The organism is Saccharothrix coeruleofusca, assembly GCF_017876325.1.
GTDB classification, from domain to species: Bacteria; Actinomycetota; Actinomycetes; order Mycobacteriales; family Pseudonocardiaceae; genus Actinosynnema; species Actinosynnema coeruleofuscum.
Window position 1 is genome coordinate 963,450 of the sequence record NZ_JAGINV010000001.1, and the last position, 13,546, is coordinate 976,995.

The 13,546-nt window shown below is 71.7% G+C and carries 1 protein-coding gene; it reads left to right on the forward strand.

All coding sequences use genetic code 11. The features are described 5' to 3' along the window. Position 1 precedes the first annotated feature (1 nt). On the forward strand, positions 2 to 13,525 hold the full coding sequence (locus tag JOF41_RS04765) for a non-ribosomal peptide synthetase (RefSeq protein WP_209616391.1): 13,524 nt from the start codon (positions 2 to 4) through the stop codon (positions 13,523 to 13,525). Positions 13,526 to 13,546: the final 21 nt, after the last annotated feature.

Here is a 13,546-nt window from a genome sequence, read left to right on the forward strand (position 1 = left end):
GATGAACCTGACCGATGCGCAGCTGGGGGTGTGGCTGGCTCAGCAGAAGGCGCCGGAGAGCCCGCTGTACAACTGCGGTGTCTGCTTCGAACTCGACGGGCCGGTGTCGCCGTCGCTGCTCGCCAGGGCGGTGGCGCGCGCCGTCGATGACACGGAGTCGATGCGCGTGCGGTTCGTCGAGGACACCGGCGGGGTGCGCCAGGTGCCGCTCGCCGACGTCCCGGAGCTGCGGTTCGTGGACCTCGGCGACGCGGAGGACCCGGAGAGCGCGGCCAGCCGGTGGATGCGCGGCGATCTCTCGGTCGCGGTCGACCTCGCCACCGGGCCGCTGTTCGCGCACGCGCTGATCCGCCTCGACGCACAGCGGTATCTGCTCTACTTCCGGTACCACCACATCGTGCTCGACGGCTGGGGCCAGACCCTGCACTGCCGTCGCATCGCCGAGGTCTACACCGCGCTGTCCGACGGCGAGGACGTGCCCGCCGCTGGATTCGGCGCGCTCGCGGACGTAACGGCAGAGGCGGAGAAGTACGGGGCGTCCCAGCGGTACGACCGCGACCGCGCCTACTGGCTCGACCAGTTCGCCCACGACGCCGATCCTGTCACTCTTTCCGACCGGCAGGCCGCTCCTGGGCACAGCGACCTCACGCTGACGACCTGGTTGTCCGACCCGCGGTCCGAGCTGATGCGCGAGGTCGCTGCCGGGGCGCGCACCCGGTGGACGACTGTGTTCGTGGCGGCGATGGCCGCCTATCTGCACCGCATGACCGGCCGCACCGACATCGTCCTCGGCCTGCCCGTGTCCGCGCGGACCTCCCCTCTCGCGCTGCGGACACCGGCGATGCTGGCCAACGAGGTGCCGGTGCGGCTGGTCGTGCGGCCCGCTGCGACGTTCGAGCAGCTCGTGGAGCAGACCGCCGCACAGCTCACCGAGGCGGTGCGGCACCAGCGGTACTCCGGTGACGAGCTGCAGGCCGCACTGGGCGGCCCGGTCACCGGACCGGTCGTGAACCTCGTGACATTCGATCAGACCGTCGACTTCGCGGGCCAGGCGGTCGTCGCCCGGCAGCTCTCCACGGGCCGGGTCAAGGACCTCTCCGCGCACGTCTACGGGACCTCGGACGGCGTGAGCGGCCTGCGGGTCGACTTCGACGCCAACCCCGGCCGCTACACCCGCGACGAGGTGCGCGCGCACCGCGACCGGTTCCTGCGCTTCCTCGACGGCGTGCTCGCCTGCTCCACCACGCCCATCGGCGCGGTCAGCCTGCTCGACCCCGCCGAACTGCACCGGCTGCTGGTCGAGTGGAACGACACCACGCGCCAGGTCCGCCGGACGACGCTGCCCGAGCTGCTGGCGGAGCAGATCGCGGCGACGCCGGACGCGACCGCGCTGGCCTGTGGCGAGGACAACCTGACCTACCGCGAGCTGGGCGAGCGCGTGGACGACCTGGCCAGGCGGCTGGTCGCACGCGGTGCCCGCCCCGGCACGTTCGTCGCGGTGGTGCTGCCTCGATCGGTCGACGCCGTGGTGACGCTGCTCGCCGTGCTGCGGTCCGGTGCCGCGTACCTGCCGATCGAGCCTGGCGAGCCCGCCGAGCGGATGCGGTACGTCCTCGACGACACCGATCCCGTTCTCGTGGTGACGCCGGACGTGCTGGCGGGCATGACCGAGCCGGCGGAGGCCGAGCTGTCCTTCCCGTTGCGCGGCGACGCGGCGTACGTGATCTACACGTCCGGGTCGACGGGCAGGCCCAAGGGCGTCGTGGTGGAGCACCGATCGCTCGGCGACTACCTGGTGCGGGCCCGCGAGGTCTACCCGGCCGCAGGCGGGTCGTCGCTGCTGCACTCGCCGCTGTCGTTCGACCTCACGGTCACCGCGCTGTACACGCCGCTGGTATCCGGTGGTGCGGTGCGCATCGCCGAGCTTACCGAGGACGGGGTGCGCGGAGCCGACCCGACGTTCATGAAGGTCACGCCGAGCCACCTCGGGATGCTGGAGTCGTTGCCGGACAACGCTTCCCCGAGTGGGATGCTGGTGATCGGCGGTGAGGCCCTGACCGGGCACAAACTCGCCGGGTGGCGCGAGCGGCACCCGGACGTGGTGGTGTGCAACGCCTACGGCCCGACCGAGGCGACGGTCAACTGCCTCGACTTCCACCTCCCTGCCGGTGCCGTGGTGCCGGACGGGCCGGTGCCGATCGGCAAGCCGTTCTGGAACACGCGGGCGTACGTGCTCGACGGCTGCCTGCAGCCCGCGCCCATCGGGGTCACGGGCGAGCTGTACGTCTCCGGCGCTGTGCTCGCCCGCGGGTACTGGCGGCGGCCTGGTCTGACGTCCGAACGGTTCGTCGCCGACCCGTTCGGCCCGGAGGGCGCGCGGATGTACCGCACCGGTGACCTCGCGCGCTGGACCGCGGCCGGTGTCGTCGAGTTCGCCGGGCGAGCGGACGACCAGGTGAAGCTGCGCGGGTTCCGGATCGAGCTCGGCGAGATCGAGGCCGCGCTGATCGCGCACCCGGACGTGCTGAGCGCCGCGGTGGTCGTCCGCGAGGATCGACCGGGAGATCAGCGGTTGGTCGGGTACGTCGTCGGCGAACCCGGCGATCTGCGCGAGTGGCTCACCGCTCGGCTGCCGGAGCACATGGTGCCGTCGGCGCTGATCACGCTGGACGGGCTGCCGTTGACACGCAACGGAAAGCTGAACCGGCGCGCCCTGCCCGCGCCGCGGTTCGAGGTGGCGGGTGGTCGTGCGGCGAGCACTCCGCGCGAAGAGGTGCTCTGCGCGCTCTTCGCCGAGGTGCTCGGTGTCCGGACCGTGGGCGTGGACGCCGACTTCTTCCAGCTCGGCGGGCACTCGCTGCTGGCGACGCAGCTCATAACCCGGATCAGGTCCACTTTGGACGTCGAACTGCCGCTGCGGCAGCTGTTCGCGACGCCGACCGTGGCCGCGCTCGCGCAGGCGCTGGGCGAGGAGTCCAGTTCCGTGCCGCGGCTCACCGGACCGTGGGAGCGCCCGGACCCGCTGCCCGTGTCGTTCGCGCAGCACCGCTGGTGGATCCTCGACCGGCTCGACGAGACCGGTGCGACCTACAACATCCCGGCCGCACTGCGGATCTCCGGCCGGCTCGACCGGGAGGCCCTGCGGGCCGCGCTGACCGACGTCATCGCCCGGCACGAGGCCCTGCGCACGGTGCTGCGTGACGGTACCGACCTGACCCAGGTCGTGCTGGACCCGTTCGTACCGGAGCTGCCGGTCATCGAGTCCACGAAGGACACCGTGCTGGACGAGGCACGTACGGCCGCGCGCAGGCCGTACGACCTGACCGCAGACACGCCGCTGCGCGCGTTCCTGTTCGCGCTCGGTGACAACGAGCACGTGCTGCTGCTCGTCGTGCACCACATCGCCGGTGACGGCTGGTCGATGGACCGGCTCGTGCGCGACGTCAGCACGGCGTACGCGGCCAGGTCCACCGGTGCGGAGCCGGGCTGGGCGCCACTGCCGGTGCAGTACGCGGACTACGCGTTGTGGCAGCGCGAGGCGCTCGGTTCCGACCGCGACCCGGACAGCCTGATCAGCAAGCAGATCGAGTTCTGGAAGACCGCGCTCGCGGGGGTGCCGGACGAGCTGGCCCTGCCCGTCGACCGGCCTCGTCCCGCCGTCGCCTCGCACCGCGGCCGGCGCATCGAGTTCGAACTGCCCGCGTCATTGCACGGTGCCGTCACCGCCCTCGCCAAGGAGACGAACACCAGCGTGTTCATGGTGTTGCAGGCGGCGATGGCCGTGCTGCTCACCCGCATGGGGGCGGGCACGGACATCCCGATCGGATCGCCGATCGCGGGACGCACCGCCGACGTGGTGGAAGACCTGGTCGGCGTGTTCGTCAACACGATCGTCCTGCGCACCGACACGTCGGGAAACCCGCGGTTCCGCGAGCTGCTGGCACGGGTGCAGGAGACCAACCTGGCCGCGTACGCGCACCAGGACGTGCCGTTCGAGCAGCTCGTCGAGGTGCTCGCGCCCGACCGGTCGCTCGCCAGGCACCCCCTGTTCCAGGTGATGCTCAGCTACCAGAACACGTTCCGCCAGGACGGCATCAACGCGCTGAACGCGTTGCCCGGCCTCGAGGTCTCGCTGCTGGACGCCGACCCCGGCGGCGCGGAGTTCGACCTGTCCATCGATCTGGGCGAGAACTTCACCGCAGGCGGCGATCCCGCCGGCATGAACGGCGGCATCCGGATCAGCACCGACCTGTTCGACCCGGAGACCGCACTGCTCCTCGTGGACCGCCTGGCCCAGGTGCTCGGTTCGGTGACCACCGACCCCTCACGGCGCGTCGGCGACATCGACGTGCTGCTGCCTGCCGAACGCAGGCTGACGGTCGAGGAGCGCAACGACACGGCACGTGCCGTGCGGGTCCGACCGCTGCCGGACCTGTTCGCCGAACAGGTCCGGCTCGGTCCGGAACGGATCGCCGTCGAGCACGGCGCCGTGTCGCTCAGCTACGCTGAACTCGACGAGCGTGCCGCCTGGATCGCCAGTCGGCTGGCCGCCGCGGGCGCTGGGCCGGAGACGGTGGTGGCGCTCTCGTTGCCGCGGTCGGCCGACCTGATCGCCGCGGTGCTGGGCGTGCTCAAGACCGGTGCCGCCTACCTGCCGATCGACCCGGACACCCCGGCGGGCCGGGTGCGCACGATCCTCGAGGACGCCGGACCCGCGTTGACGATCACGCCGGAGTGGCTGGCGGAGAGCGCTGAGACCACTGCGGGCCAGATCATCCGGCACGATCCGCGGCACCCGGCGTACGTGATCTACACATCCGGCTCGACGGGCAAGCCGAAGGGCGTCGTCGTCTCGCACGTCGGCCTGTCGAGCCTCGCCGCCACGCAGATCGAGGCGTTCGGCGTCACGCCGGACAGCCGGGTGCTGCAGTTCGCGTCCATCGGGTTCGACGCGTCGGTCTCCGAGATCTGCATGGCGTTGCTGTCCGGCGCGACGCTGGTCGTGCCCTCGGCGGACGAGCGCGCACCCGGCGAACCGCTGGCCCGGTTCCTCCGCGAGCGCCGCATCACGCACGCCACCATCCCGCCCGCCGCACTCGCGGTGATGTCACCGGACGACGTGCCGGCGGGCCTCGCGGTGATCGTCGCCGGTGAGGCGTCGAACCCCGGCCTGGTCGCGCGCTGGGCGGCGGCGCACCCGATGTTCAACGCCTACGGCCCCACCGAGAACACTGTCGACGCGACCTGGTCCCGGCTGCGGCCGGAGGGCCGGGTGACGATCGGCACGCCGTCGGCCAACACACGGGTGTACGTGCTCGACGAACGGTTGAGGCCGGTGCCGCAAGGGGTTCCCGGCGAGCTGTACCTCGCGGGACTCGGGCTGGCGCGCGGTTACCTCCGCCGCCCGGCGCTGACCGCGGAACGGTTCGTGGCCAACCCGTTCGCCGAGGGCAGGCTGTACCGCACCGGTGACGTCGTGCGCTGGGACCGCACCGGGGAACTGGAGTACCTCGGCCGCGCCGACGACCAGGTGAAGCTGCGCGGGTTCCGGATCGAGCTCGGCGAGGTCGAGGCCGCGCTCGGTGCGCACCCCCACGTCCGGCAGTGCGTCGTCGTGCTGCGCGAGGACCGAGGTGAGCGCAGGCTCGTCGCGTACGTCGTCGCGGAGGGACCGCGGCCCGCGGTCTCGCAGCTGCGCGAGCACCTCGGCGGGGTGCTGCCCGATCACATGGTGCCCGGCGCGTTCGTGTTCCTCGTCGAACTGCCGGTCGACCTGTCCGGCAAGGTGAAGCGCGCCGCGCTGCCTGCGCCCGAGGTGACCGCCACCGAGGGGCGCGGACCTCGCGACCCGCGCGAGGAGATCCTTTGCGGACTGTTCGCGGAGGTGCTCGGCCTGACATCAGTGGGCGTCGACGACAACTTCTTCCACCTCGGCGGGCACTCGCTGCTCGGCACCGCGCTGGTGGCCCGGATCCGCACGGTGTTCGGCGTGGAGCTGACGATCCGCCAGCTGTTCAAGACACCGACCGTGGCCGGGCTCGCGGCCGTGGTAGGGGAGAGCGCCGGGTCGTCGCGGCCGCGCATCGGCTCGCTCGCGCGGCCGGAGCGGTTGCCGTTGTCCTTCGCCCAGCAGCGGCTCTGGTTCCTCGACCGGCTGGAGGGTCCGAGCGACACCTACACGATGTCGTTCGCCCTGCGGGTGTCCGGCACGCTGAACGCGGACGTGCTGGAGTGGGCCGTTCGTGACGTCGTGCAGCGGCACGAGGTGCTCCGCACCGTGCTGCGCGAGGACGCGGAAGGCCCGCACCAGGTGATCCTCGATCGCCGGGACGTGCCGTTCTCCGTCGTGCGGGCGGCGAAGGCCGAGCTCGCGCGACTGGTGTCCGCGGCCTGCGCCGAGCCGTTCGACCTGACCTCGGACGTCATGCTGCGCACGCACCTGTTCGACCTGGGGGGCGAGCAGCTGCTGTTGTTCGTGCTGCACCACGTCGCCGGTGATGGCGCTTCCCTGCCGGTGCTCGCGAACGACGTCGCCACGGCATACAGCGCGCGTTCGGCGGGCGTGGCCCCGCAGTGGTCGCCGCTGCCCGCCCAGTACGCGGACTACGCCGTGTGGCAACGGGAGCTGCTCGGCTCCGAGGACGACCCCGCGAGCCTCGCCTCGCGTCAGGTGGCGTACTGGGCGGAAGCGTTGCGGGGAATCCCGGTAGAGCTGGAGATCCCGGCTGACCGGCCGCGCCCGGCGGTGTCGTCGTACCGCGGTGGCCGGTTCGAGTTCAGCGTGCCCGCCTCGGTGCGGTCGCGGATCGCCGAGCTCGCGCGGTCGTTCGACGCCACCGAGTTCATGGTGGTGCAGGCCGCGCTGGCGGTGCTGCTCGGCCGGTTGAGCGGCGGGACGGACGTCCCGATCGGCACGCCGGTCGCCGGTCGCACCGACGAAGGGGTCGAGCGGCTGGTCGGGTTCTTCGTGAACTCGCTCGTGCTGCGCACCGATCTGTCCGGCGATCCGACGTTCGGCGAGCTCGTGGCCAGGGTCAGGGAAGGCGACCTGGCGGCGTTCGCCCACCAGGACGTCCCGTTCGAGCGCCTGGTCGAGGTGGTCGCACCGGAGCGCTCGATGTCGCGGCACCCGCTGTTCCAGGTGATGCTGACGTTCGACAACTCCGACCAGGACGGCACCGCGGCGGCGCTGAGCGACCGACTGGGCACGAAGATCCGGCCCGAGGTCACCGATGCGGGCGTGGCGAAGTTCGACCTGCTCTTCGGCTTCGGCGAGCAGCAGGACGGCGGCCTGCGCGGAGTCCTGCTGTACAGCACCGATCTCTACGACCGGCTCACCGCGCAGATCTTCACCGAGCGGCTGCTGCGGGTGCTGGAGGCCATCGCACCGGACGTGCGGATCTCGCGGATGGACGTGCTCGCGCTCGGCGAGCGCACGCGGTTGCTGAAGTCGTGGAACGCCACCGCGCACCGCGTCGCCATGACGACGCTCGCCGACCAGTTCTCCGCTCAGGTAGCCAGCACGCCCCGCGCGCCTGCGCTGGTGTTCGAGGACACCACGCTGAGCTACGCGGAGCTGGACCGGCGAGCGAACCGGCTCGCCCGGCTGCTCGTCGCGCGCGGAGCGGGGCCGGACGCGGTGGTCGCGGTCGCCGCGCCACGCTCGCCCGAGCTGGTCATCGCGTTGCTCGCCACGCACAAGGCCGGTGCGGCGTACCTGCCGATCGACCCCGGCCACCCGGCCGACCGCAACGCGTTCGTGCTCGCCGACGCCAAGCCCGCGCTGGTCGTCACGACCTCGGCCGCGCCGATGGACGGCGCGCTCATGCTCGACAGCCCGGCCGTGCGCGACGAGCTGCTGGCGCAGGACGACTCGCCGGTGCGGTCCGACGTGCTGCCCGGCAACGCGGCCTACGTGATCTACACGTCCGGCTCGACCGGCAGACCCAAGGGCGTGGTCGTGCCGCACTCCGGCATCGTGAACCGGCTCGCGTGGATGCAGCACGAGTACTGCCTGACGAGCGTGGACCGCGTGCTGCAGAAGACCCCCGCCGGGTTCGACGTGTCGGTGTGGGAGTTCTTCTGGCCGCTGATCACCGGTGCCGTGCTCGTCCTCGCGAAGCCGGACGGGCACCGCGACCCGGCGTACCTCGCCGAGATCATCAAGCGGGAGCGGATCACAACCGTCCACTTCGTGCCGTCGATGTTGCAGGCGTTCCTCGCCGAACCGGCCGCCGCGTCCTGCACCGGGCTGCGCCGGGTGATCTGCAGCGGTGAGGCGCTGTCCGGTGAGCTGCGGGCGCAGTTCGACCGGGTTCTGGGCCGGGGGCTGCACAACCTCTACGGGCCGACGGAAGCGTCGGTCGACGTCACCTATTGGCCGTGCACCGCCGACACGGGACTCGCGCCGGTGCCGATCGGCCGTCCGGTGTGGAACACGCGGGTCCACGTGCTGGACCGGCACCTGCACCCGGTGCCGCCGGGTGTGCGGGGCGAGCTCTACCTCGAGGGTGTGCAGCTCGCGCGAGGGTACGCCGGACGGCCGGGGCTCACCGCGGAGCGGTTCGTCGCATCGCCCTTCGGTGGCCGGATGTACCGGACCGGTGACCTCGCGCGCTGGAGCACCGGCGGGTACCTGGAGTACCTGGGACGCACCGATGACCAGGTCAAGATCCGCGGTCAGCGGGTTGAGCTGGGCGAGATCGAGTCGGCGTTGCTGCGGTCGCCGGGGGTGACCGAGGCCGCGGTGGTGTTGCGGGACGGCGACCGGCTGGTGGGCTACGTCGTCGGCACGCCGCCTGCGCGGGAGTCGCTGCGCGAGGTGCTGCCCGACCACATGGTGCCGTCGGCGTTCGTGGTGCTGGACGAGCTGCCGCTGAGCGGGAACGGGAAGCTGGACCGCAAGGCGCTGCCTGCGCCGGAGATCCACGTGGGCACCGCGGAGCCGCGTGACAGCAGGGAAGCGGTGCTGTGCCGGGTTTTCGCCGAGGTGCTCGGGGTGCCGTCGGTCGGCGTCGAGGACGACTTCTTCGCGCTGGGTGGGCACTCGCTGCTCGTGACGAAGCTCGTGAGCCGCCTGCGCTCGGTGTTCGGGGTCGAGGTGCCGATCCGCAGCCTGTTCGAGCACACGACCGTCCGTGCGCTGTACGACGTGTTGCCGTCCGAGTCGTCCGATCGTGCAGCGATCGTGCGGCGGCAACGGCCGGATCGCGTGCCGTTGTCCGCTTCTCAGCAACGTTTGTGGGTGCTGCACGAGCTGCACGGCCCGAACCCAGGCTACAACATCGCCGCCGCGCTGCGGTTGTCCGGTGACCTCGACCGGGCCGCGCTGGAACTAGCGCTCAGTGACGTCGTGTGGCGGCACGAGACGCTGCGCACCGTGCTCGTCGCCGACGATGGGGGCGCGCACCAAGTCGTGCTGCCGTCCGTGCGACCGGTGCTCGACGTCGCGGAGGTGACCGGTGAACAGCTGGACGCGGAGCTCGTCGCCGCCGCCCGGTACGCGTTCGACATCACCTCCGAACCGCCGGTGCGGGCCACGGTGTTCACCACCGGGCCGGACAGCCACGTGCTGTTGCTCCTGCTGCACCACGTCGCCGCTGACGGCTGGTCGCTGCCGGTCCTCGCCGGTGAGCTGACCGAGGCGTACGCGGCGTACCGTTCGGGTGGTGCGCCGCAGTGGCGACCGCTGCCGGTGCAGTACGCGGACTACGCGCTGTGGCAGCGCGAACTGCTCGGTTCCGAGGACGACCCGGCGAGCCTGGTCTCGCGGCAGCTGACGTTCTGGGCGGACGCGCTGCGCGGCCTGCCTGCCGAGCTGTCCCTGCCCGCGGACCGGACGCGTCCCGCCGTGCCGTCCTACCGCGGCGGCCGGGTGGAATTCGTCCTGCCCGCCGGGGTGCGGGACCGGATCACCGCCCTCGCTCAGGCCGAGGACGTCACGCTGTTCATGGTTCTGCAGGCCGCGCTGGCCGTGCTGCTCTCACGACTGGACGGCGGCACCGACGTGCCGATCGGCACCCCGGTCGCGGGCCGGACCGACGAGGCCGTGGAGCACTTGATCGGGTTCTTCGTGAACTCCCTGGTGCTGCGCAACGACCTGACGGGCGACCCGTCGTTCCGCGAACTGCTGGCGCGGGTGCGGGAGACCGACCTGGCCGCGTTCGCGCACCAGGACGTGCCGTTCGAACGCCTCGTGGACGCGCTGGCGCCGGAGCGGTCGATGTCGCGGCATCCGCTCTTCCAGGTGATGCTGAACGTCGACGGCGCTGACCGGCGCACCGCCATGGAGGCCGTCCGGCGGCTGCCGGGGCTGGACGTGACGCGGTACGACCTCGACCTGGGCACGGCCAAGTTCGACCTGACGTTCAACGTTCGCGCGGACGACCTGGACGGCGAGCTGGTCTACGGCACCGATCTGTTCGAGCACACCACCGCGCAGTCCGTCGTGGATCTGTTCGTGCAGTTGCTCGATCGGTTGGTGGCCGAGCCGGACGAGGCGGTGAGCGCCTTCACCGCGGCCGAAGTCCCACAGCAGCGGGCTCGTGCGGACGTCCCGCGACTGCCGCTGCCCGGCCTGTTCTCGCTGCGGGCACCGGACGCGGTGGCGGTCGAGTGCGGTGACGTCACCCTGACCTACACCGAGCTGGACGCACGGGCGAACCGAGTGGCGCACTGGCTGATCGGTCAGGGCATCGGCGCGGAACAGCTGGTGGCGCTCGAGTTCGGCCGCACGGCGGACGCGTTCGTCGCGATGCTCGGTGTGCTGAAGGCAGGCGCCGCCTATCTGCCGCTCGACCCGGAGTACCCGGCCGAGCGGATCGAGTTCATGATCGCCGACGCGCAACCGGCCCTCGTGCTGCGGGAAATCCCGGACGTGAGCACGCTGCCCGGCAGTGCACCTAGCGTCCACATAGGACTTGACCAGCCCGCGTACGTCATCTACACCTCCGGCACCACCGGGTGGCCCAAGGGTGTCGTCGTCACCCACCGCGGGTTCGGCAGCCTGCTGACGCTCGCCGCCGAGCACGGCGTGGACGCCGGCGGCCGCGTGCTGCAGTTCGCCTCGTTCAGCTTCGACGTGTCGGTGCTGGAGATGTGGACGGCCTGGTCGACCGGCGCGACGCTGGTGGTGATGCCGGACCGCACCGACCTCGCGGACTTCGTGGCGAGCAACCGGATCACCTACGCGAAGTTGCCGGTGTCGGTGGTGGCGGCACTCGGTGATGACGCCGAACTGCCCGTCTCCACGCTCGTCGTGGGCGGCGAGGCGGTCTCGCAGGACGTGGCGCGGCGCTGGTCGGCGGGCCGCACGATGATCAACGCGTACGGCCCGACCGAGACCACCGTCAACGTGGTCACGAGCGCCCCGCTGACCGGCGAGGAGATCCCGCCGATCGGCAGGCCGATCGCGAACGTCGGCGTGCACGTGCTCGATCGCCACCTGCGCCCGGTGCCACCGGGTGTGACCGGTGAGCTGTACGTGTCAGGCCCCTCCCTGGCTCGTGGCTACCTCGGCAGGCCGGGGCTGACCGCGCAACGGTTCGTCGCCTCACCGCACGGTCGCATGTACCGCACGGGCGACCTGGTCCGCCCGACCGCGACCGGCCAGCTGCGGTTCGTCGGCCGCGCGGACGACCAGGTGAAGCTGCGCGGGTTCCGGATCGAGCCCGCCGAGATCGAGTCGGTGCTGCGCGAGCAGGTCGAGCAGGCCGCCGTGGTCGTGCGTGACGGCAGGCTCGTCGCCTACGTCGTGGGCGGCCTGCCGAGCCGGACGAAGCTCGCGAAGACGTTGCCCGGTCACCTGATCCCGGCCGCGTTCGTGGTCATGGACGCGTTGCCGCTGACCGCGAACGGGAAGCTGGACCGCGCGGCGCTGCCTGCACCGGAGTTCACCGGGGCCGGGTTCCGCGAGGCAGGCGACGACACCGAGGCGTTGCTCTGCACCCTCTTCGCGGAGGTGCTGCGGACCGGCCGGGTGGGCGTCGACGACGGCTTCTTCGCACTCGGCGGCGACAGCATCATGGCGATCGGGCTGGTGAGCAGGGCCCGCCGCGCGGGTCTGCGGTTCACCGTCAGGGACGTGTTCGAACAGCAGACCGTCGCCGCGCTGGCACTGGTGGCGCAGGACGCGCGTCAGCCCATCGCGCAGGAACCCGGCACCGGGGACCTGCCGCTGCTGCCGATCGTGCACAGGTTCGCCGAACGCGGCGGGCCGATCGGCCACTTCAGCCAGTCGTACCTGCTGCGGGTGCCTGCCGAGGCCACTGAGGAGCAGTTGCGGCAGGTGTTGCAGGCGCTGGTCGACCACCACGACGCGCTGCGGATGCGGCTGGACGTCGCGGGTGATGGGGGAGGCGAGCCCGCTGCGCTGCGATCCGCCGGTTCCGGCGCCGGTGGCGGCTGGTCCCTTCACATCGACGCACCCGGCACCCAGGTAGAGCTGCGCCGAGTGTCCCGTGCGGACATCCGGGACGAGGCCGTTGCGGCACGCCGGCGCCTCGATCCGCGGGCCGGCGTGATGGTGCAGGCCGTCTGGTTCGAGGACCGGCACCAACTGTTGCTGGTGCTGCACCACCTGGTGGTGGACGCGGTGTCGTGGGGTGTGCTGCTGCCCGATCTCGCCGAGGCCTGGCACGCGATCAAGTCCGGCGTGGCGCCGCGGCTCGCACCGGTCGCGACCTCCCTGCGCGGCTGGGCGAAGGCCCTCGCCACGCAGGACCGCGTGGCCGAGTTGCCGAGGTGGGTCGAGACGCTGAGGCCGGAACCTCTGCTGGGGTCACGTGCGCTGGACGGCGACACGCGCGCCGAGTCGGGCAAGGTCACGGTGACGTTGCCCAAGCACCTCACCGACGCGCTGCTCACGGCGGTGCCCACGGCGTTCGCGGCCGCCGTGGACGAGCTGCTGCTCGCTGCGCTGGTCCAAGCGGCCGGGCGATCCGTGCTGGTGGACGTCGAGCGGCACGGCCGGGAAGAGGAGCTCGTGCCGGGTGCGGATCTCTCGCGCACGGTCGGCTGGTTCACCACGGTGCACCCGTTGCGGCTGGAGTTCGCCGCCGACGCCGTGACGCAGGTAGGCCTGGTCGGGGAGCAGGTGCGGGCACATCCGGATCACGGCATCGGCTTCGGCGTGCTGCGTCATCTCGACGCGGACACGCGGGCTGTGCTGGAACCGCTGGCCCGACCGCAGATCATCCTGAACTACCTGGGCCGGTCCTTCCCCGCCGAGGACGCCGACTGGTCGCCGGTATCCGATGTGGACACCGGACCGGAGCACGATCCGGCCATGCCGCTGACGCACGTGCTGGAGATCAACACCGGTGCTCGCCACGTCGGTGACGGCTCGGAACTCGTCGCCACCTGGACGTACGCGACCGGGGTGCTGGACGAGGCGGAGGTCCGTGCGCTCGCGGACTCCTGGCTGCGCGCGCTGGGCGAGTTGGTGGCCCGTGCGGAGCAGTCCATCGACGACCAGATCGATGACTTCGAGGCAGAGCTCGAGAACGAGTGGGAGACGTTGACGTGATCTCCCCGCTACCACAGATCG

What these genes read in the sequence shown, in the direction of transcription:
- JOF41_RS04765 (WP_209616391.1), top strand. Translation starts at nt 2, where the DNA reads ATGAACCTGACCGATGCGCAGCTGGGGGTGTGGCTGGCTCAGCAGAAG.